Here is a 21485-nt window from a genome sequence, read left to right as displayed (position 1 = left end):
AGGACTATGTCGTTGAAAGTATTTTTGCAAGTTGTGGAAATCCAGACAAAGTTAGCAAGTCTATTTCCCTTTGCAGTTGGGGTATTATTTTCTGTTGCTTATTTTAATCAATTTCAACTAGGATACACAATTTTGTTTTTTGTTGGAATGGTTGTTTTTGATATGGCGACGACAGCGATCAATAATTATATGGATTTTAAGAAGGCGAAATCTGAAGTGTACAAATATGAAGAGAATATTATTGGCAGTTCAGGGATCGCTCCTGCTCTTGTTAAAAATATGATTTTTGGAATGATTGCTTTTTCAGCACTGATTGGACTCATATTAACAGTTAAAACAGGTTGGCTATTTTTAGTGATGGGCGGTGTGTGCTGTTTTATTGGCATATTTTACACATTTGGGCCAATTCCGCTTTCCCGAATGCCGTTAGGAGAAGTTTTTAGCGGTTTTACCATGGGGCTCGGGATTTTCGCGATGACGATTTACTTGAACGTCCAAGTAAGCCGCCCGTTTTATTTACAACTTGATTGGAGTAGCGGAACATTTGCTTTGACAGGAAGTTTGTGGGCGGTATTCGCAATCCTTTTGGCATCTTTACCGATGGTGTTTACGATTGCGAATATCATGTTAGCAAATAATTTAAGAGATTTAGACACTGATATTGAGAATCATCGGTATACATTGGTCTATTATATTGGGCGAAGTCAAGGTGTGATTTTATTCCAATTGTTGATGTTCGCGTGTTATTTGGTTGTTTTGGTTGGATTACTATTTGGTGTTTATCGCTGGCCGATTTTGACTGTATTCTTCTCATTCCCAATTGTTTGGAAAAATCTCCAGTTGTTTAAAAAAGAGTTGCCGCATCCTAAAAGTTTTGGTTATTCAATCAAAAATTTGATGGCATTTAATGGGAGCTATTTGTTAGGCTTGTTACTAACGATCGTATTAGAAAAAATATAATTAAAAAAGAAGAAAGCCGTATGAACCAAAACGACGCTGCTTTCTTCTTTTTTTGTACTATTCATTATTGTCTGCAATGGTAATACGACGTAAAAGTAGTGTAAAAAGGTTAAGTAGTCGTATTTATTCTATTTAAACTGATTTCTCCAGATGAAAGAATTTTTTCTGTTTGATCGTTTAGCGTGACAACAAGTTCACCATGATCGGTGATTGACGTGGCCATTCCTTCATAATCTATCCCTGCCTGTGTAAAAGAAACTGTTTTGCCAAGCACAAAGGATTTTTGACGATATTCTTCTAAAAAAGCTTGTTTAGGAAGTTGGTGCAGTATATTATAAAATTGATTCCAAATGGCTCCAATCAATTCGTTGCGTGTAATTGTAGAGTCTTTATCTGGGAATAAAGAGGATGCTTTTTTTCTTAGTTCTTCTGGGAATTCGTCTTGTTTTACAGAAAAATTGATTCCCATGCCAATAATGACAGTTGAAATTTGCCCAGATTCAACATCGCTCATTGCTTCTGATAAAATACCGCAAACTTTCTTTCCGTTGATATAAATATCGTTGACCCATTTGATTTTGGTTTGTATTTTAGAGAAATTATCCATTGCGCGTGCAATCGCTACAGCCGTTATTACAGTATATTGTGCCATTTCTTCAAAGTTTTGATTGGGTCTTAACAATAGGCTCATATAGATGCCGCTACCAGCTTTTGAGAAGAAAGGGCGTCCAAATCGTCCTTTTGGTGCTTCTTGGATATCTGCTACGATCAGTGTATTATCTGGTTCTCCATTCATTGCTGCTAGTTTAGCGTCTTTCATCGTAGATTCTGAAGAATTTAGAACTGTGATCGAAAGAGTTGGTGTTTTGGAATCAAGAGCCAAACGAATTCCTTCAGCAGATAAAATATCAGAGTTGTCATAACAATACCCTTTGTTTCGGCTACTTGAAATATGGTGTCCTTCTTTTCTCAATTCATTGATTGCTTTCCAAATCGCCGTTCGAGATAAAGAAAGCTGTTGTGCCATTTCTTCACCTGAAATATATGTTAGTTTTTTTTTCATTAACAAGGTCAATACCTGACTTTTCGTAGACATAGACTTCTCTCCTTTATGGTAGTTTCATTGTATCTGATGGGAAGAAGCTGGGTCAACCATAATAAGACTGAAAGAGGAGTGAAAAATCCTTCTTGGGATGTATGATTTCTCTTTAAAGACTTGCTATACTTAAGAAGTAGAAATAAAGAACAAAGCGTTATGTTCAAGAAATAAAGAAATTTATAGAGATGGAGGGTTCTGTTACAAAGTTGTAAATAAGAAAAGTCTACGCTTCTTAACAGGCTATTTTAAACCGCTATTCCCATTAATTGTTTGAGTTCATCGCATACTGAAAAGTCGAAGAGATTTCTTCGATTTTTTTGTATAAGGCATGGACTGTTTCTATCCCTTTAATTGTATCTGATGCGGTCCTTATGGACCGGTATAATTTGTGTCTTTTCTTGATAGGTCGATGGTCCTGTTCAATGATAATATTCATGTATTTACTGGTTCGATGAGTAAGTAGAAGTGGAATTACCTTCTGATTTGAACTGTTTAAACGCGCAAGAGAGCGATGGTGCATTATCCGTGACAAGAATCCTGGGTTCACCAAATTGTTTAACTAACCGTTTGAAAAAGCGTAAGCTGCTTGACTGTCGCGTTTCTTACGTAACCTAATGTCTAATGTCAACCCAGAAGAATCAATTGCGCGATATAAATAATGCCATTTCCCCTTTACTTTAATGTAGGTTTCATCCATTCGCCAAGAATCGCTTGCCGTGCGATTTCGTTTTCCCAAAGGTAGTAAGCAATTTGACTATATTCTTGAACTCATCGGTAGACAGTTGTATGGCAGACGCCAATTCTACGTTCAGGAAGGATTTCTGAAACATCACGAGAACTTAAGTTATACTGTAGATAGTAGCCTACGGCTACCATGATAATGTCTTGTTTGAATTGTTTGCCTTTAAAATGGACCATGATTGTTCCCATTAGATTCCGTTTCTTTCCATTTTACATTATATGACCCCTTTAGAAAAACTTTGCAACAGAACCGTTTTATCTTATAACTATCTATTTATAGATGATCGCGTTAGCTAAAAGAATGACTATTAAATTCAATGGTATTAACTGAGTTGCGGACAGAAACTAAGGATTGTTCCAATTTTTTACCACTTTTCCCTTTAATCATTTGTTTTCCTTTTATCGCAACAACTTTTTTACTTGCATTTTGTGCATCTGAATTAAGATTTTTTTTAGTTTTTTTAGCTTCAGGTTTGTATTCGTTGCAGACGGTTTTACATTCTTGTATTAACGCTAATTTTTGTACTCTCCTTTTCTCTTGTTTTTTGTAGTAATCGAGCTCTATCTTCAACAGAGTAACATTCGTAGTTTTGTGTGTTAAGCTTTGTTTATCACTAGGTTTCTGAGCTTCTCTATTGTATTCATCAATTTTTCTCTGATAATAATTTATATTTGATTGATAAGATGCGTCTAATTTCATAGTCAATAACCTCTTTACAGTTTGAATGAATGGGCTTCTGCTCTATCCTCGTCTACAGCTTTTGTAGCAGAATTCTGCATAGCAATGCCTATTTTCCTAATATTTTTACTTGCTTTTTGTATATTTGCTTTTAATTCAAGTGACACGTCAGTATTGTAGGTGCTTGGAGTATTTCCTTTGCAAAACGGGAAAACTGATTGAATAACTTCGTTCACATCTGAATCAGATAATTCAGAATAACAGCCACCATTCAGTCCATTTTGAATCGATTTCATTAAATTCATAATAGTCATACCTTCACGCTCTTCAAATTTTTGAAGTTGCCGTAATGTCTTTAATAGAGATTCTGAAAGATTTATAAAATCTCTTCCAGACGCATTTAAAGTAGAGGGATCATAGAATATTTTAATACTCCCATCAGAATTGAATATACCTAAGAAAGATTTGCTCATATGACCTACTAATGGAAATTTTGCAGAATTTGACTGCACTAAAAAACGCTTACCTATTGTTTTTCCTAGAGGAACAAATCCAACTGGATCAAGTTCATGCCTATAATCCCTAATCTTATTATTGTAGTATCCCTGATCTACTAAATCTCGATATTTTTTAGGCAAAATACGATAACTACGAGCGGCAGAAAAAGTTGTCGCATTTTTATTATTCATAACGCCCATAAATTGAGCTAATGCACCACCTAAACTGTGACCAGTAAAACTATAATCAGCAGGTTTTCTATTCTTGACTACTTTATTTACCCATTTTTCATATTCAATAAATTGATGATTATCATTGGAAGAACCTTTACTCCAGCCAGATAATGAATGAGAAAGGATAGGATTTTTAATAGTATTCGCTGCATTGTCTGCAATAAATCTTATGTATTGTGTTTTGGAAGAATTCTCTTTTATTTTATCTACTGACAGGTTTGTTCCTAGTTGATTAAAATTTGTCGTCCAATCCTTTAGTTCAGAAGAGCCACGAGAAACAAAGATAATATTATCAGGCTCTCCACCTTTTTGAATTTTGTCATAATCAGCTTGATTGACCACTGCAACTGCTTGTAGTCCTGATTCTTTATCAATAGAATTAATTACAACAAACTTTCCATCTACAGTTCTAATAACACTGCCTACTTTTAAAAGTCTATCTTCGTAACTATCGAAAGATAATTTTGAAAAAGTTTCATCTTTAATTTTATTAGACATCGAGCCCTCCGTGTATTATCATTTAGTAATTAATAACTATACTATCACAAGAGGTGTGTTATGATAAGAAAAAAATATATATGGTTAAGTATTTTAATGATGATGATTGTACTATTGTTTGGAGGGTGTAAAAGTATGGAAAAAAGCGAAATGGATTATTACATGAAAGAACAGAAGCCAAGAATTGAAAAATTTTTAAAATATCACTATAATAACATCGATTCTGTAACTTTAACAGGTACTCAAAAGAACCCTATGGGCGGTTTTTTTATACAGGGATATATTAACGGAGATGAAAATCTATCAATATCTGTTCAAGGAGAAGTTGGAACAAATATTGAATATGTTGATGGGCTCAATATTGACTTTGATAAAAAAAATAATAAATCAAACAACAATAAATCAGTTTCTGAAATAGAAGCAGAGGAAAAAACAACAATGTCTTCTTCCGCTAGAATGAGCTTATGGAAAGAAAAATATGGATCAAAAACAACTTTATTTTAAAAGAGAACGGAGGTAGATAAAGAGGAGTCGACGATCAAGCCAACTCCTCTTTATCCTCATCCTGAGAAACATCAATTGCTATTTTCTGCACGTAAGAACGTTTCTTTGATTTTTAACATGTCACTCACAGCGTTTGATGAAATGTGTTTTGCTTCCCACTGCTCTTTTGACACAATCCACACCTCTTTATTTAATTTAGCGGTCGAACATAGTCTGGGGTCATTCGATAGTCTCTATCGGTTCGGACGTGGCAGGATCACACACTTCATACGTCAGTTCAAAATAAGACGATTCTGCTCGTGTAACGAGCCAATCTGTTGCCCAAATTTCCGCTAATTCATTTGTAAAGGCTTGTTGCTGACTAATGACTTGCTGATCGACAACACTCAATTCATTTTTTTAGTTTGAAGAACTTGATCCATTTCTTTAATGGATTTTTGGTTGTCTTTATATTCTTCAACGATCAATTGTTTCTGCTCACTGCCTTTGATCCCGCGCTCAATCTCATGTCCTCGTTCCTGAAGATAGTGGGGCAATTCGTAAAAAATTGGATTCCATTTCTACATTTGTAGAAACTCCAATCCAAATTTTTTTACGCCGATTCCTAGTCAAAAAAAGGGTGAAGCGAAAAAATGTCTCCCCCTTTCTCGAGTAATACAAATATCCTATTTTCTTTTGGATCTGAAAACGTTAAACTATATAAGACAACATGTTAGTAAATATAAGGAGGATTTTATGGGAATTAAAAGTAATGTATCTGTCGCTGGGAATGTCTCCGCTTCTTTTAGCAAGTCTGCGACGGCTTTAAACACTATTAATGCTTCTACGAGTGTCGCTTCTCGTACAAATGTGACAGGCAATGCCTCTGCTAAGCAATCAACTATTGCATATGGAACCACATTGAAAAGTCTCTCTTCTAGCATTGTTTCGGCTGGAGATAAGATTCATTCTGTCGCGAAAGACTTTGCGCAAATTGACCAAAAAGGAGCACAAGACTTTCAAAAAAGTCTTTCCCCTATGAGTAAGTGGGGACTTTAATGGACGTGACAAGTAAAACGCAATTAGAAGCGATTCAACAAGAACAATCTGTATTGAAACAAGAGATAAAAATGCTCCAACAACAACAAGAAGCGTTTTTTCAACTTCAAAAACAAGAAGATCGACTGTATACAGAATTGATTGATACAAGTGCACCAGAGGAACGCATTTTCTTTCGCAATAAAGGCGAAGATAACCGCTACTTAGCGAAAAAAGCACAGAATCAGTTACGCGAACTAGAAAAGCAATTAGAGCAACGAAAAAAAGAATTAACTACACAAGAACTTGAAGCAGAGCGAATGTATCGAGAAGCACAACGAATAGAAGAGGAGGAGTGAGGCGTGGGGTTACAATTTTATGTCGGTGAAGTCCAGGCACAGATAAATGAAGCCAATCGAATGAACAACGAAGCAAAGCAAGCTATATCAACTTTACAAAGCAGTATTTCGCAATTTTTATCAGCACCTCTTTCAGGAAAAGCCTATGATTCAGCCAAACGCTATTTTAGCGTTGTTTACACACCGTTGTGTCGTTCGGCTACCATGACAGGCGAAGCCTTAGTTCAAGCGCATAAAAAGCTTTTAAGTGACTATCAAGGGTCCGTTAGTAGCATTGATACCATTGAAGACCAAATCAATCAACAAATTAATCAACTAGAAGCGTTAAAGCGAGCGATTGAAGCTCAAATGCAGACGGCGAAAACGATGCGACCTGATTTAGAACGACGCTATGTGAATGCCTGTGATAGTATAGCTAAGAAGCGAGAAAAACTACAGAAGTTTCATGACTATAATTCTCGGTCAGCTAGTATCTTTTCAGAATTTGATGCGTCTCAACGAGAATTTGCTCGAGGGGTCGCACAAGTTCAAAATTCTAAGGCGTGGAACTCATCAAGTGGAACATTTGATTTAGGTAGACTAGATATGTCTTGGGCTGTTTCGATTAATGAGCGTTGGGAGCAACGGGAAAAAAGAAACGAACAAATGAGAAAGATAATGGTTAAAAATGCACTAGGGAAATTAGAAGGATATACCATTATTCGAACAGAATTAGGTGAATGGTACCTAATGAAAAATGGCAAATATATTATGACAGATAAGTACCCAGATCTTTATGCAGAGCTAGAGAAGTGCAAAAATTATCTGACAAAAGACCAATATAGTGATGAAAAATTAAAAATAAATCGAGACGAAATTACATTTGTTCCTGGTCTTGGTGGTGCAGGATTACTAGGGAGAGGCGTAGATATTCTTAGAAAAGGAACGGGTATCATTAAAATTGGGAAAAATATTGTTGATGCGATTAATAATGCGCCAAGCCTAAGCTTATCAACCGAAAAGAAAGTCGAAGAAGTTTTGAGTGATGCAAAAGATACCACTAGAAAAAAAGGAAATGCTAAAAATTATGAAAAAGAAGGAGATATGAGTGATGCTGTCGATGATTTTAATTCATTTAATCCCAATAAAGTGAAGACGATAGATACCAAATATGGTCAAGGTCTGCAAGGGGTACTAGATGATGGCACGACTATATCTGTTAGACCTGGGAGTGGAACAGGCGGGTCTACTTTAGAAATAAAAGTCCCAGGGGTGAAAATTAAAAAAGTCAGATATAATAAATAGAGAAGAGGTCTTTTGGTTGGAACATTGGAGAGAATTTAGTTCAGAAAAAATAACAAATGATGATTATGAAGTTTATGAAATCAAAAGAAATGAAAAAGGCACAATAATTAAACTTACTGGATTTGAAAATGAATTACATTTATATTTTAATTTTGTTGACTCTTTAAGATTTACAGACGAGGGCAGACGAATTGCAACATATAATGATGTCGAAAGTCTACAAAAATATAGAGAAACATTTATAGGGAATCCTTTATTTAAGGTAGAAAAATCCGAATATATAAATTGGTTAAATATAGAAAGTGCAGGTTTCATGGGTGATGTACAACATTTTGCTGTAGTTACCAGGAATGATATTGTTGATATAGTGACTAGTCAGCCACCAAAAATTGTATATGTAGAAGTATAAAAATAGTTATTGGGATAACAGCTAAAATTTGACCTTTTTATACTGTAGTGAGCTTGGGACATAAGTCTTAAGACAAATAAAACAGAAGACCGAAAATCATAAAAATGATTTTTAGTCTTCTGTTTTTTAGTTTCTTGGGAGAATTATTCTTGTTTGATAGCTTATTTAGCCTATATTTTCTCAAATTTACAGCCATTAGCGCAAGCCCAATTTCATTGTGTGCCTGTTGTTTCCCTCGAACAGAGAACCGAGTGAACCCTAAACAAGCCTTCAAATGTCCGAAAGCTGGTTCGACGTCAATTTTTCGTTGACGATAGAGTTTACCTGTTTCTTCTTCTGAAAGCAGCTGTTGAATTCTTGCTTTAAAGTATTCCCAATTCATGTTCTTTTGAATCTCACGATTCTTGTCACTCTTCGCTTTTGTACACTGGCTTCGAAGAGGACAATTCGAGCAGTCTTCACATTCATACCGTTTTAAATAACGTTTAAAGCCATATTTATCTGTACGAATAGAATAGTTTCGAAAATTCATTTTTCGTCCGTTTGGACAAAGAAACGTATCCTCTAATTCTTGGTACGGCCAGTTTGCTGGAAGGAACGGATTTTGTTTAAACTTTTTCTTCTGTTCTTTATGGTACATGGCATAAGTGATGAGTGGTGTTCGCTCGTGATCCTCTAAAACCGCTTGATAGTTTTCTTCTCCTCCATAGCCGGCATCTGCGACAATATAGTTTGGCAGATCAAAGAAACACTCTTTTAAAGTGGTTAAAAAAGGGCGCAATGTTCGTGTATCTGTTGGATTTGAGAAAAGATCATAGCCTAAAATATACTGACTGTTCGTGGCGATTTGAAGATTATAACCTGCTTTCAACTGACCATTTTTCATATGATCGTTTTTCATGCGCATAAAAGTGGCATCTAGATCAGTTCTAGAGTAACTGTTTCGTTGCCCTAAAATCTGTCTATGTTTTTGATAAGCGAGTTTTCGCTCTTTAAAGTCTTTGAAAAGTTTCCTTAATTTTTTTGGAACTTTTCGTTTAGAACGAATTGATTTGCGCGTAATTCCATCCTTTGCTTGTTCGATTTTATCTGTAAACTTTTCTACAACATGCGCGAGATTTTCTTCAATCTTACCTAATTCAGTGACAGATAATTCTTTTTCGGACTCGCGCTCAATTTCAGGAATAATTGTATTTTTCAATAGTTCATCATAAAGAAAGGTTGATTTTTCGGTGAGTTTTTTGTCAAAGTTATCAATGGATTTTCTCCAAACAAAGGTATATTTATTTGCGTTGGCTTCAATCTTTGTGCCATCGATAAAAATAGCTTCTTCATCGATTAATTGTTCCTTGACTAATTGACTACGGAATTGGACGAAGCACTCCCGAAGGAGTGCGTTCACTAAGGGATTCACACGGAAACGATTGATCGTTCGATAGCTAGGCTGATAACTTTGAGTGAGCCACATCATCCGGATACTATCTTTCGTTAGAGCTTCAATCTTTCGACCAGAAAACACGGATTGTGTATAGGCACATAAAATCATCTTCATCATCATTTTTGGATGATAAGAAGAAGGGCCCATTTGATGATGAAAAGGAAGAAAACGTGCCTCGGGGATACTTTCCACTAATTGATCAATAACAAATGCGATATCATTTTTTTCTAACTGAAAACTAAAATCTAGAGGAAGAATGACTTGATTTGTGGTATAATTTTTAAACATAAGAACACCTCACTAATTTATTTGAGTAGTTACTTTTATTTTAGCAAAGGTGTTCTTATTTTTGTACAAAAAAATAATCCAGATGCCAATTAAGTTGATTGGTATCTGGATTTTTCGTTAGGACTTATGTCCCAAGCTCTTTTTTTTGTATAATGCATGGACTGTTTCTATCCCTTTAATTGTAGCTGATGAGGTCCTTATGGACCGGTATAATTTTGTGTCTTTTCTTGATAGGTCGATGGTCCTGTTCAATGATAATATTCATGTATTTACTGGTTCGATGAGTAAGTAGAAGTGGAATTACCTTCTGATTTGAGCTGTTTAAACGCGCAAGAGAGCGAGGGTGCCTTATCCGTGACAAGAACCCCTGGGTTCACCAAATTTTAACTAGCCGTTTGAAAAAGCGTAAGCTGCTTGACTGTCGCGTTTCTTACGTAACCAAATGTCTAGTGTCACCCCAGAAGAATCAATTGCGCGATATAAATAATGCCATTTTTCCTTCACTTTAATGTAGGTTTCATCCATTCGCCAAGAATCGCTTGCCGTGCGATTTCGTTTTTCCCAAAGGTAGTAAACAATTTGACTATATTCTTGAACTCATCGGCAGACAGTTGTATGGCAGCCGTCAATTCTACGTTCAGGAAGGATTTCTGAAACATCAATTGCTATTTTCTGCACGTAAGAACGTTTCTTTGATTTTTAACATGTCACTCACAGCGTTTGCTGAAATGTGTTTTGCTTCCCACTGCTCTTTTGACACAATCCACACCTCTTTATTTAATTTAGCGGTCGAACATAGTCTGGGTCACTCGATAGTCTCTATCGGTTCGGACGTGGCAGGAACGTACACTTCATACGTCAGTTCAAAATAAGACGATTCTGCTCGTGTAACGAGCCAATTTGTTGCCCAAATTTCCGCTAATTCATTTGTAAAGGCTTGTTGCTGACTAATGACTTGCTGATCGGCAACACTCAATTCATTTTTTTAGTTTGAAGAACTTGATCCATTTCTTTAATGGCTTTTTGGTTGTCTTTATATTCTTCAACGGTCAAGTGTTTCTGCTCACTATTAAGAATATGAGGTAAAGTTTATGAATATAAATATTTTAACAATTTCAGAATGGAAAAAAATTATAAGTACAAAAAAAGAATTTGAGGACTTAGATAGCTCATTGAAATGTAAAAAAATAAATGACATTAAATACAAAATTTTATCTAACGAGAAAATTTGTACGGATTAACTTCAATCTAATCAAATTTTCATATTGACTTAATATTTATTATTTGCTATATTTTGATTACAGTATAATCATATTTAATACTGAATGAAAAAAAGGAGTTTATAATTATGAGAAAAAAAGTACTTATTGGTTTAATGGCGTTAGGATTAGTATTTGGGTTAGGTTTGAGCATATTTGGTAATTTGTCGGGTGATAATATTGCTCATGCAGCAACAGACAACAGGACTCGTCGAGTTGAAATTGGTTATGACATAAAATCTGTTTACACAGAAAATGGAAAAAAACTTAATCCACCTAGACATACGAAATACAATGTTAAATATGCAAATGTGAGTATCCATGCACGTTATCAAAAAACTACTTCAAAAGTAATCAGTAATTTTCCTTTAGTTAGTCGTTATACAGTTATTTATAAATAACTATTATTTAAAATTTTATAAAGAGCTTGGGACATAAGTACTAACGAAAAATCCAGATACCAGTCAAATTGATTGGCATCTGGATTGTTTTTTTGTACAAAAATAAGAACACCTTTGCTAAAATAAAAGTGACTAAACAAATAAGTCAGCGAGGTGTTCTTATGTTTAAAAATTATACCACAAATCAAGTCGTTCTTCCTCTAGATTTTAGTTTTCAGTTAGAAAAAAACGATATTGCGTTTGTCATTGATCAATTAGTTGAAAGTATTCCGGAGGAACGCTTTCTTCCTTTTCATCATCAAATGGGGCCTTCTTCTTATCATCCGAAAATGATGATGAAGATGATTTTATGTGCCTACACACAATCTGTATTTTCTGGTCGCAAGATTGAAGCCTTGACGAAAGACAGTATTCGCATGATGTGGCTTACTCAAAGTTATCAACCTAGTTATCGAACCATCAATCGTTTTCGAGTGAATCCTTTAGTGAATGCACTCCTTCGGGAGTGCTTCGTCCAGTTCCGTAGCCAATTAGTCAAGGAACAATTAATCGATGAAGAAGCCATTTTTATCGATGGTACAAAGATTGAAGCCAACGCCAATAAATACACCTTTGTTTGGAGAAAATCCATTGATAACTTTGATAAAAAGCTTACTGAAAAATCAAATTTTCTCTACGATGAATTGTTAAAGAATCAAATTATTCCTGAAATTGAGCGAGAGTCCTCAAAAGAATTATCTGTCACTGAATTAGGTAAGATTGAAGAAAATCTCGCGCATGTTGTCGAAAAGTTTACAGAAAAAATCGAACAAGCAGAGGATGGAATTACGCGCAAATCAATCCGTTCTAAACGAAAAATTCCTAAAAAATTAAGGACACTTTTCAAGGACTTTAAAGAGCGAAAACTCGCTTATCAAAAACATAGACAGATTTTAGGGCAACGAAACAGTTACTCTAGAACTGATCTAGATGCCACTTTTATGCGCATGAAAGACGATCATATGAAAAATGGTCAGTTGAAAGCAGGTTATAATCTTCAAATCGCCACGAACAGTCAGTATATTTTAGGCTATGATCTTTTCTCAAATCCAACAGATACACGAACATTGCGCCCTTTTTTAACCACTTTAAAAGAGCGTTTCTTTGATCTGCCAAACTATATTGTCGCAGATGCCGGCTATGGAGGAGAAGAAAACTATCAAGCGGTTTTAGAGGATCACGAGCGAACACCACTCATCACTTATGCCATGTACCATAAAGAACAGAAGAAAAAGTTTAAACAAAATCCGTTCCTTCCAGCAAACTGGTCGTATCAGGAATTAGATGATACGTTTCTTTGTCCAAACGGACGAAAAATGAATTTTCGAAACTATTCTATTCGTACAGATAAATATGGCTTTAAACGTTATTTAAAACGGTATGAATGTGAAGACTGCTCGAATTGTCCTCTTCGAAGCCAGTGTACAAAAGCGAAGAGTGACAAGAATCGTGAGATTCAAAAGAACATGAATTGGGAATACTTTAAAGCAAGAATTCAACAGCTGCTTTCAGAAGAAGAAACAGGTAAACTCTATCGTCAACGAAAAATTGACGTCGAACCAGCTTTCGGACATTTGAAGGCTTGTTTAGGGTTCACTCGGTTCTCTGTTCGAGGGAAACAACAGGCACACAATGAAATTGGATTCGCGTTAATCGCAGTAAATTTAAGGAAATATAGGCTAAGTAAGCTAGAAAACATGAAGGATTCTCCCAATAATCTAAAAAATAAAAGACTGAAAATCATTTTTTACGATTTTCGGTCTTTTATTTTAAGGTTTTTGGGACTTACGTCCCAAGCTCTTTTTTTGCTTAAACCAATAACAATTGATCATCTTTTAATTCAGTGCCACTATTTTTTTGGAACATGTCCATCAATTCATTAACAGTTAAATCTTTTTTCTGCTCGGCAGGCACATCTACCACGACGTTTCCCTGGTGAAGCATAATCAGGCGATTACCGTAGCGGATTGCATCTTCCATGTCATGTGTCACCATAAAGGCAGTTAGATTTTGCTCTTGAATCAATTTTTCAGTTAAGGCCATAACGGTGATTGACGTTTTAGGATCAAGCGCTGCGGTGTGTTCATCTAACAAAATCAATTCCGGACGAATTAAGGTAGCCATAAGTAAGGTAATCGCTTGACGCTGTCCACCAGATAACAAGCCAATTTCAGCTCCTAGACGATTTTCTAAGCCTAAATTCAAGCTAGCTAGTTGTTCTTTGAAGAAATGGCGGTCATTTTTACGAACACCATTTCCCAAGCCACGTTTTTTTCCACGTTTCATAGCAAGTGCCATATTTTCTTCTACAGTTAAACGAACAGCGGTCCCCATTTTAGGATCTTGGAAAACACGACTGATTTGTTTTGAACGAGCCACTACACGTTGTTTTGTGATGTCTTTGCCATTCAAAGCTACCTGACCTTCTTCAATTGGTAATGTTCCAGCGATACTGTTTAGTAAAGTAGATTTACCAGCACCGTTTCCGCCGATGATCGTAATAAATTCGCCTTTATTGATAGTTAAATCGATTCCTTTTAGGACATGGTTTTCATTGACTGTTCCGCGTTCAAAATATTGATGTAAGTTTTTTATTGTTAATACTGGCTGCATCAATTTGTGCCTCCTTTACGTTTTCCTAGTTTAGAAAAACCTAATTTTTTTTGAATCAGTGGTGAAGATAAACAGATAACTAGAATGATTGCTGAGAATAATTTCAAATCTGCTGGATCAACACGAAGTTCTAAAACGCAAGCCAGGATGAAACGATACAAAATAGCACCGATTACAATCGTGATCAAACGCAAACCCAAGGATTTATTTTTAAAGAGAACTTCAGCAATAATGATTGAAGCAAGCCCGATAACGATTGTTCCAATACCAGAATTTAAATCAGCAAAGTTATTATTTTGAACGAGTAAAGCACCTGCTAATGCGATACATCCGTTAGAAAGCATATAGCCGATGATTTTCATATTGTCTGTTTTAATTCCATTCGCTTCACTCATGTCGATGTTGTCACCAGTCGCTCTAGTTGCTAAGCCAATTTCTGTTTTAAAAAATAAAACAAGTAAAACGATGACTAAAAGTACGATGAGCGAACCAACAAAGATCGTACTGTTGACTTTAGTGAAACCTAACGACTGCGCATGAGAGAAAATAGAATCGGTCCCAATCAAAGAAATATTTGGAGCGCCCATGATTCGTGAATTGATACTGTAAAGTCCGGTCATTGTGATAATTCCTGCTAATAATGCGGGAATTTTTAATTTTGTGTGCAATAGTCCAGAAACAAGACCAGCTAACATACCAGCAATAAAAGCAAAAAGTAATGCGACAATCGGCGCTATCATAGAATGAATATCAAATAAAGACTGGATCGGCGCAGGCCAAGTAGCGGGATCTTTTGTTAAAATAACTGCGGCTACAGCACCACCTAAAGGGAAACTTCCTTCTGTAGTCAAATCAGCAATGTCTAAAATACGGTAAGTCAGAAATACTCCAATGGCAAGTAAGGACCAAAGCAGTCCTTGGGATGTTGACGAAAGTAATATGTCTATCAATAAAATCAGCTTCTTTCAATAAAATTTATGTAGAGCATGAGAAAAAAGCGTTTAGCTTAGAAAAGTCAATTGCTTTTTTCTCACTGTTTATTCAGGTATTAAGGTGCTTTAATGGTATCTGGATCGATATCTAAAGCTTTTGCCATATCTTTATTTACGAAAAGCTTTAAGTCTTTTGCTTTTTCAACAGGCATGTCAGCAGGTTTTGCTTCACCCTTTAGAATTTTCGCTGCCATAACACCTGTTTGCTTGCCTAGTGATTTATAATCGATTCCCACAGTTGCCAATCCGCCTTCTTCTACTTGTTCTATCGAACCTGCAATGACTGGAATTTTGTGTTCTTTGGCTACTTCACCGATGACAGCTGCTGCTGAAGCGAAAGTATTGTCTGTTGGAATATAAATTGCATCAACATCTTTTGCTAAGCTTGTCGTTACTTGCTGTACGTCATTTGTTGAATTAGCTGTTAAAATTTTCGCTTTGATGCCAGCGTCTTTCAAGGCCTTTTCGGCCATATCCGCTTGAATTTTAGAATTTGCTTCACCGGCATTGTACATAATACCTACTGTTTTGGCATCAGGTACGATACTTAATAACAAAGCTATTTGTTTGTCGATTGGGACGATATCTGTGGTTCCAGTCACATTCCCCCCAGGTTTCTCATCTGATTTGACTAATTTTGCACTAACTAAGTCAGTAACTGCTGTGACTAAAATCGGGATATCTGTTGTTTCGTTCAATAATGATTGGGCGGCAGGCGTTGCGATTCCTAGTAGTAAGTCTGGTTTTCCTTTGACTAATTTTTCACTCATACTTTTTAACTGTGCTTGATCATTCTGGGCATTGCTGTATTCAATGGTTAAGTCTTCGCCTTCTTTAAAGCCATTTTCAGCTAGACCTTCTTTGAATCCTTCGAAAGCAGCATCAAGTGAGCCGTGCTCAACGGGTTGCAAAACGCCCACTTTTTTAGTATCACTATTTGTTCCGCTGTCTGTTTTTTTGCCATCTCCACATGCTCCGAGAGCCAATAATGCTACTGCTGATACGATACTTAGTCCGACTAATTTCTTTTTCATTCTGATTCCTCCAATTGTAGTTGATAAAACAAAAAATCCATTCAGACAATATGCCTAAATGGATTGATAAAAGTCGTAGGTAAACACTTCTTCTTTCGCCACTTAGGATTGTCTACGTGGCTGCTTGTTCAGTACAAAGCGCTCTAGCCATCATAGATACAAAAACAGGTTTTTGCTGTTTGTACCCACGATTTCATGAATACAAAACTATCTAAAGTAGCTAAAGTAAGCTATATTCAGTTGTGCGTTGATAGAGTGTGTCATAAAAAGTCCCCCGCAAATTGAATTGTGTTTAGTATAAAGGAAAAGTAAGTCTGCTGTCAACTGATTATTTGAAATTTTCTGAACATTCGTGTAATAGACTAGAAAAAGACGATATAAATGGTAAAAGTTTGTGAATAGCTTAGATTAACAGGAAGAAGTCACACGAAAGTGGATATCTTTGTGAATTTTTACGTGTTCATGCTAAAATTTAGTTGTCTAAATAAATAGTAAATAATTAGGAGGAATTATATGATTTCAAAAAAATTGATTACATTCGGAACATTAGCAGCAACAGTATTAGTTTTAGGGGCATGTAGTAGTGATAATAAAGATTCTAAAGATAGTTCATCTGACAGCAAAATGGAAGAAACATCAATGAGTTCAAGTGTAGATACTGTAAGTGGTGCTTCAATCAGTGACAAACCAGAAGTAATTGAAAAAGCGTTAGGCAAAGATGGAAATTGGATCGTTGCTGCAACAGCAGATATTACTTTTGATAAAGATGTGACTGTTTCTGGAGAATTTCATGATAAAGGCGAAACATCAGGCGATATTTATAGAAAACTAGCATTATACGCACAAGACTCAGATCATAAAGTGACGGATGAATATACACTGACTGTACCTAAAATGACTGTTGAAACAGAAAACTTCAATATCGTGAATGGAACAGTTAAAGGAGATATCTTAGTTAAGGCAAATGGTTTTGTTTTAAATGGAACAAAAGTAGATGGTAAAGTGACATTTGAAAAAGAAGAGTACAAAACTTCTGCTACTTTAGATAAAGAAGGCGCTGAAGTAACTGGCGATGTAACAGTTCAGTAAGTAAGATTAGTTGAATAATCAAAAATGAGGCACTCGATTTTTATTGAGTGTCTTTTTTTTAGGAGATTTAACTGTTTAAAACTTCCGAAAATCCTTGACTTTTACTATAGAAAGAAGTACAATTTATAGATGCAAAAACTATCTGAAAAATGACAAAGCAGGAGCGAAATATTGTCCGTTCCGGTTTTTAATAGGGAAACAAAAATAGAAACGCACGAGAAATTTTCAAGAGCACATTCTATTTTTGGTTTTTTTTTGCCTAAAAACTGCAAAAAATGCTCAGTGTTACGAATATTTAATATTTGTAATATTTATGAAATATTTCGGTTAGTGTTTTGATAGACTTTTAATTAGAGGAGTGAAGAGCTTGGCTGGACACGTAGTAAAATACGGAAAACACCGCGAACGTAGAAGTTTCGCCCGGATCAGTGAAGTGTTGGAATTACCCAACTTGATCGAAATTCAAACAGACTCTTATCAATGGTTTTTAGATGAAGGGTTAAGAGAAATGTTTGAGGACATTTTACCGATCGATGATTTCCAAGGTAATTTATCTTTGGAATTTGTGGATTATGAATTAAAAGAACCTAAGTATACAGTAGAAGAAGCGCGCGCACATGATGCAAACTATTCTGCACCGTTACATGTCACTCTACGATTGACCAACCGTGAATCTGGAGAAATCAAATCACAAGAAGTGTTCTTCGGTGATTTTCCTCTAATGACTGAAATGGGAACATTCATCATCAATGGAGCAGAACGTGTTATTGTTTCTCAGTTAGTTCGTTCACCGGGTGTTTATTTCCATGGAAAAGTAGATAAAAATGGTAAAGAAGGCTTTGGTTCAACAGTGATCCCTAACCGTGGTGCATGGTTAGAAATGGAAACAGATGCCAAAGACATCTCTTACGTACGTATCGACCGTACCCGTAAAATTCCTTTGACTGTATTAGTTCGTGCCTTAGGTTTTGGCTCTGATGATACGATTTTTGAAATTTTCGGTGAAACACTAAGCTTACGTAATACGATCGAAAAAGATTTACACAAAAATGCAAGTGATTCTCGTACTGAAGAAGGCTTGAAGGATATTTATGAGCGTCTTCGACCTGGTGAGCCCAAGACAGCAGATAGTTCTCGTAACTTGTTAAATGCTCGTTTCTTCGATCCAAAACGCTACGACTTAGCAAACGTTGGTCGTTATAAAGTCAACAAAAAATTAGACTTAAAAACTCGTCTATTGAACCTAACTTTAGGAGAAACATTGATCGATGCTGAAACTGGTGAGATCATTGTCGAAAAAGGAACGGTATTGACGCACCAAGTAATGGAAACATTAGGTGAACATATTGATAACGGCCTAAACAGCGTAACCTATTACCCAAGCGAAGACGGTGTGGTTACTGAACCAATGACGGTTCAAGTAATCAAAGTTCTTTCTCCAAAAGATCCAGAACGCATCGTTAATGTAATCGGTAATGGTTATCCTGATACAAGTGTGAAGACTGTTCGTCCAGCAGATATCGTGGCTTCAATGAGTTATTTCTTTAACTTACAAGAAGATATCGGTAATGTGGATGATATCGATCACTTAGGGAACCGTCGTATTCGTTCAGTTGGTGAATTACTGCAAAATCAATTCCGTATCGGTTTAGCTCGTATGGAACGTGTCGTTCGTGAAAGAATGTCGATTCAAGACACTGAAACACTAACACCACAACAATTGATCAATATTCGTCCAGTCGTAGCAAGTATCAAAGAATTCTTTGGTTCTTCTCAGCTATCACAATTCATGGATCAAACAAATCCTCTTGGTGAGTTGACACACAAACGTCGTCTATCTGCCTTAGGACCTGGTGGTTTGACTCGTGACCGTGCCGGCTATGAAGTTCGAGACGTTCACTATTCCCATTATGGCCGTATGTGTCCGATCGAAACGCCTGAGGGACCAAATATTGGGCTGATCAACAGCTTGTCAAGCTATGCCAAAGTCAATAAATTTGGTTTTATCGAAACACCTTATCGTCGTGTTGATCGTGCAACAGGAAAAGTAACTGATAAAGTAGATTACTTGACTGCTGACACGGAAGATCACTATATTGTAGCGCAAGCAAACTCACGTTTAAATGAAGATGGGACATTTGCTGAAGAATTAGTAATGGCTCGTTTGCAAAGTGAAAACCTTGAAGTAACGATTGATAGAGTCGATTACATGGACGTTTCACCTAAACAAGTAGTTGCTGTTGCGACAGCATGTATTCCTTTCTTGGAAAACGATGACTCCAACCGTGCTTTGATGGGTGCCAACATGCAACGTCAAGCAGTACCATTGATCCAACCTCGTTCACCACTTGTGGGAACTGGTATGGAATACAAATCAGCACATGACTCGGGTGCCGCTTTACTATGTAAACATGATGGGGTCGTTGAATATGTGGACGCATCAGAAGTACGCGTTCGCCGTGACAATGGCGCATTAGATAAATATATGGTAACAAAATTCCGTCGTTCAAATTCAGGAACAAGTTACAATCAACGTCCAATCGTTCTTTTAGGCGAAAAAGTTGAAAAAGGCGATACATTAGCTGATGGACCTTCTATGGAAGAAGGCGAAATGGCTTTAGGACAAAACGTCCTTGTCGGATTCATGACTTGGGAAGGATACAACTACGAGGATGCGATCATCATGAGCCGTCGTTTGGTGAAAGATGATGTCTATACTTCTATCCATATTGAAGAATATGAATCAGAAGCTCGTGATACAAAATTAGGTCCTGAAGAAATCACGCGTGAAATTCCAAACGTCGGGGAAGATGCATTAAAAGATCTTGACGAGATGGGTATTATCCGTATCGGTGCTGAAGTTAAAGATGGTGACCTATTAGTAGGGAAAGTAACGCCTAAAGGGGTAACTGAGTTATCTGCTGAAGAACGTTTACTACATGCAATCTTTGGTGAAAAAGCACGTGAAGTTCGTGATACATCTCTACGTGTGCCTCACGGTGGCGGCGGGATCGTTCATGATGTGAAAATCTTTACTCGTGAAGCCGGAGACGAATTATCTCCAGGGGTAAACATGTTAGTTCGTGTCTATATCGTTCAAAAACGTAAAATCAACGAAGGCGATAAAATGGCTGGACGTCATGGTAATAAAGGGGTCGTATCCCGTATTATGCCAGAAGAAGACATGCCTTTCTTACCGGATGGCACACCAATCGATATCATGCTGAATCCATTAGGGGTACCATCACGTATGAATATCGGACAAGTACTAGAATTACACTTGGGTATGGCTGCTCGTCAGTTAGGTATTCACATTGCAACACCAGTATTTGATGGTGCCAACGATGAGGATGTATGGGAAACAGTTCGTGAAGCGGGTATGGCTCGTGATGCGAAAACAGTTCTTTATGACGGACGTACTGGTGAACCATTTGATAACCGTATCTCTGTTGGTGTGATGTACATGATCAAATTGGCCCACATGGTCGATGATAAATTACATGCCCGCTCTATTGGACCATATTCACTTGTTACCCAACAACCACTTGGAGGTAAAGCTCAATTTGGTGGACAACGTTTTGGGGAAATGGAAGTATGGGCACTGGAAGCATATGGTGCAGCTTACACATTACAAGAAATCTTAACGTACAAATCTGATGACGTAGTGGGTCGTGTGAAGACATACGAAGCAATCGTCAAGGGTGAACCAATTCCAAAACCAGGCGTGCCAGAATCATTCCGCGTATTGGTAAAAGAATTACAATCACTTGGATTAGATATGCGTGTATTGGACATTGAAGAACAAGAAATCGAATTACGTGATATGGATGACGATGATGATGACTTGATCACAGTTGATGCCCTAACAAAATTTGCCGAACAACAATCAGCGAAACAATTAGAAAAAGAAGCAGCTGAAGCGAAAGAAGCTGCAGATGCAGTTCTTGAACAAGAAATCGAAACGGCTGAAGATACAAAAGACTAATTGTTTAGAGTCTTATTAAAATTGTCAAGTTAGTTTTGTTTCATACTCACTTTGTAGAAAGAGAGT

General features: G+C 36.5%; 19 protein-coding genes and 3 pseudogenes. 10 read left to right on the top strand and 12 right to left on the bottom strand.

Annotated elements, in window-relative coordinates; all coding sequences use genetic code 11:
* The first annotated feature begins 6 nt into the window (after positions 1-6).
* Positions 7-960 (top strand): 1,4-dihydroxy-2-naphthoate polyprenyltransferase, encoded by a 954-nt coding sequence (gene menA, locus AC4BC4_RS15425; protein ID WP_490476295.1) that lies wholly within the window; start codon positions 7-9, stop codon positions 958-960.
* 109 nt (positions 961-1069) lie between these two features.
* Here menA and AC4BC4_RS15420 read toward each other — a convergent pair whose 3' ends face one another.
* The 4 genes and pseudogenes from AC4BC4_RS15420 to AC4BC4_RS15405 all read right to left on the bottom strand — a co-directional run bounded on the left by AC4BC4_RS15420 (position 1070) and on the right by AC4BC4_RS15405 (position 4708).
* Entirely contained in the window at positions 1070-2056 is a 987-nt protein-coding gene (locus AC4BC4_RS15420; RefSeq protein ID WP_490476294.1) for a biotin--[acetyl-CoA-carboxylase] ligase, read from the bottom strand.
* 248 nt (positions 2057-2304) lie between these two features.
* A pseudogene (locus AC4BC4_RS15415) lies at positions 2305-2977 on the bottom strand (IS6 family transposase).
* A 112-nt stretch (positions 2978-3089) separates the two neighbouring features.
* Positions 3090-3500 carry a hypothetical protein gene (locus AC4BC4_RS15410; RefSeq protein ID WP_490476293.1) on the bottom strand — a complete coding sequence of 137 codons (411 nt, stop codon included), beginning with the start codon at positions 3498-3500 and terminating at the stop codon, positions 3090-3092.
* Positions 3501-3514: 14 nt separating this feature from the next.
* On the bottom strand, positions 3515-4708 hold the full coding sequence (locus AC4BC4_RS15405; protein WP_490476292.1) for a lipase family protein: 1194 nt from the start codon (positions 4706-4708) through the stop codon (positions 3515-3517).
* A gap of 60 nt (positions 4709-4768) precedes the next feature.
* Here AC4BC4_RS15405 and AC4BC4_RS15400 point away from each other — a divergent pair, with 60 nt between their 5' ends.
* The gene (locus tag AC4BC4_RS15400; protein WP_490476291.1) at positions 4769-5212 is read left to right on the top strand and encodes a DUF1433 domain-containing protein; all 444 of its coding nucleotides are present in this window, start codon (positions 4769-4771) and stop codon (positions 5210-5212) included.
* Positions 5213-5431: 219 nt separating this feature from the next.
* Here the strand turns inward: AC4BC4_RS15400 and AC4BC4_RS15395 are convergent, their stop codons facing one another.
* Both AC4BC4_RS15395 and AC4BC4_RS15390 read right to left on the bottom strand, forming a co-directional pair.
* Complete coding sequence (locus AC4BC4_RS15395) at positions 5432-5602, bottom strand: hypothetical protein (protein WP_490476290.1); 171 nt, start codon at positions 5600-5602, stop codon at positions 5432-5434.
* Complete coding sequence (locus AC4BC4_RS15390) at positions 5599-5748, bottom strand: hypothetical protein (protein ID WP_438757847.1); 150 nt, start codon at positions 5746-5748, stop codon at positions 5599-5601. Before AC4BC4_RS15390 ends, AC4BC4_RS15395 begins: the two co-directional genes overlap by 4 nt.
* Positions 5749-5947: 199 nt before the next feature.
* Here AC4BC4_RS15390 and AC4BC4_RS15385 point away from each other — a divergent pair, with 199 nt between their 5' ends.
* From AC4BC4_RS15385 to AC4BC4_RS15370, 4 genes are read left to right on the top strand one after another with little or no spacing between them, the layout of a single operon-like run.
* Positions 5948-6250, top strand: a complete 303-nt coding sequence (locus AC4BC4_RS15385) for a TIGR04197 family type VII secretion effector (RefSeq protein WP_438757848.1) — start codon at positions 5948-5950, stop codon at positions 6248-6250.
* Positions 6250-6588, top strand: a complete 339-nt coding sequence (locus AC4BC4_RS15380; RefSeq protein ID WP_438757849.1) for a hypothetical protein — start codon at positions 6250-6252, stop codon at positions 6586-6588. Before AC4BC4_RS15385 ends, AC4BC4_RS15380 begins: the two co-directional genes overlap by 1 nt.
* A 3-nt stretch (positions 6589-6591) precedes the next feature.
* Positions 6592-7872, top strand: a complete 1281-nt coding sequence (locus tag AC4BC4_RS15375; protein ID WP_490476289.1) for a T7SS effector LXG polymorphic toxin — start codon at positions 6592-6594, stop codon at positions 7870-7872.
* Between the two features lie 16 nt (positions 7873-7888).
* The gene (locus AC4BC4_RS15370) at positions 7889-8281 is read left to right on the top strand and encodes a hypothetical protein (RefSeq protein ID WP_490476288.1); all 393 of its coding nucleotides are present in this window, start codon (positions 7889-7891) and stop codon (positions 8279-8281) included.
* A gap of 67 nt (positions 8282-8348) precedes the next feature.
* Here the strand turns inward: AC4BC4_RS15370 and AC4BC4_RS15365 are convergent, their stop codons facing one another.
* The 3 genes and pseudogenes from AC4BC4_RS15365 to AC4BC4_RS15355 form a co-directional block, all read right to left on the bottom strand.
* Positions 8349-10007, bottom strand: a complete 1659-nt coding sequence (locus tag AC4BC4_RS15365) for an IS1182 family transposase (RefSeq protein WP_490476287.1) — start codon at positions 10005-10007, stop codon at positions 8349-8351.
* A 141-nt stretch (positions 10008-10148) separates the two neighbouring features.
* Positions 10149-10667 (bottom strand): annotated as a pseudogene (locus AC4BC4_RS15360) (IS6 family transposase); the annotation flags it as partial.
* 145 nt (positions 10668-10812) lie between these two features.
* Positions 10813-10983 (bottom strand): hypothetical protein, encoded by a 171-nt coding sequence (locus tag AC4BC4_RS15355; RefSeq protein WP_490476286.1) that lies wholly within the window; start codon positions 10981-10983, stop codon positions 10813-10815.
* Between the two features lie 372 nt (positions 10984-11355).
* Between AC4BC4_RS15355 and AC4BC4_RS15350 the strand changes: the two genes are divergently transcribed.
* Entirely contained in the window at positions 11356-11667 is a 312-nt protein-coding gene (locus AC4BC4_RS15350; protein WP_438757854.1) for a hypothetical protein, read from the top strand.
* Between the two features lie 161 nt (positions 11668-11828).
* Positions 11829-13484: pseudogene (locus AC4BC4_RS15345) on the top strand (IS1182 family transposase); the annotation flags it as partial.
* Positions 13485-13515: 31 nt separating this feature from the next.
* On the opposite strand, the gene AC4BC4_RS15340 reads toward AC4BC4_RS15345, so the two are convergent.
* From AC4BC4_RS15340 to AC4BC4_RS15330, 3 genes are all read right to left on the bottom strand, one after another.
* Positions 13516-14319, bottom strand: a complete 804-nt coding sequence (locus AC4BC4_RS15340; protein WP_438757855.1) for an ABC transporter ATP-binding protein — start codon at positions 14317-14319, stop codon at positions 13516-13518.
* A complete protein-coding gene (locus AC4BC4_RS15335; protein WP_438757856.1) occupies positions 14319-15269 on the bottom strand; it encodes an ABC transporter permease in 951 nt (316 codons plus the stop codon). Before AC4BC4_RS15335 ends, AC4BC4_RS15340 begins: the two co-directional genes overlap by 1 nt.
* Positions 15270-15367: 98 nt before the next feature.
* Positions 15368-16345 (bottom strand): ABC transporter substrate-binding protein, encoded by a 978-nt coding sequence (locus AC4BC4_RS15330; RefSeq protein ID WP_438757857.1) that lies wholly within the window; start codon positions 16343-16345, stop codon positions 15368-15370.
* A 513-nt stretch (positions 16346-16858) separates the two neighbouring features.
* Between AC4BC4_RS15330 and AC4BC4_RS15325 the strand changes: the two genes are divergently transcribed.
* Entirely contained in the window at positions 16859-17434 is a 576-nt protein-coding gene (locus AC4BC4_RS15325; protein ID WP_490476285.1) for a polymer-forming cytoskeletal protein, read from the top strand.
* Between the two features lie 367 nt (positions 17435-17801).
* Positions 17802-21419 (top strand): DNA-directed RNA polymerase subunit beta, encoded by a 3618-nt coding sequence (rpoB, locus tag AC4BC4_RS15320; protein ID WP_438757859.1) that lies wholly within the window; start codon positions 17802-17804, stop codon positions 21417-21419.
* Positions 21420-21485: the final 66 nt, after the last annotated feature.

The sequence above is a fragment of the Enterococcus sp. AMC1086 genome (assembly GCF_058216575.1).
This window is presented reverse-complemented; position numbering and strand designations above follow the sequence as displayed.

Coding starts and splice junctions, on each gene's coding strand:
- menA (WP_490476295.1), top strand. CDS start 7: ATGTCGTTGAAAGTATTTTTGCAAGTTGTGGAAATCCAGACAAAGTTA.
- AC4BC4_RS15420 (WP_490476294.1), bottom strand. CDS start 2,056: ATGTCTACGAAAAGTCAGGTATTGACCTTGTTAATGAAAAAAAAACTA.
- AC4BC4_RS15410 (WP_490476293.1), bottom strand. CDS start 3,500: ATGAAATTAGACGCATCTTATCAATCAAATATAAATTATTATCAGAGA.
- AC4BC4_RS15405 (WP_490476292.1), bottom strand. CDS start 4,708: ATGTCTAATAAAATTAAAGATGAAACTTTTTCAAAATTATCTTTCGAT.
- AC4BC4_RS15400 (WP_490476291.1), top strand. CDS start 4,769: ATGATAAGAAAAAAATATATATGGTTAAGTATTTTAATGATGATGATT.
- AC4BC4_RS15385 (WP_438757848.1), top strand. CDS start 5,948: ATGGGAATTAAAAGTAATGTATCTGTCGCTGGGAATGTCTCCGCTTCT.
- AC4BC4_RS15380 (WP_438757849.1), top strand. CDS start 6,250: ATGGACGTGACAAGTAAAACGCAATTAGAAGCGATTCAACAAGAACAA.
- AC4BC4_RS15365 (WP_490476287.1), bottom strand. CDS start 10,007: ATGTTTAAAAATTATACCACAAATCAAGTCATTCTTCCTCTAGATTTT.
- AC4BC4_RS15350 (WP_438757854.1), top strand. CDS start 11,356: ATGAGAAAAAAAGTACTTATTGGTTTAATGGCGTTAGGATTAGTATTT.
- AC4BC4_RS15340 (WP_438757855.1), bottom strand. CDS start 14,319: ATGCAGCCAGTATTAACAATAAAAAACTTACATCAATATTTTGAACGC.
- AC4BC4_RS15330 (WP_438757857.1), bottom strand. CDS start 16,345: ATGAAAAAGAAATTAGTCGGACTAAGTATCGTATCAGCAGTAGCATTA.
- AC4BC4_RS15325 (WP_490476285.1), top strand. CDS start 16,859: ATGATTTCAAAAAAATTGATTACATTCGGAACATTAGCAGCAACAGTA.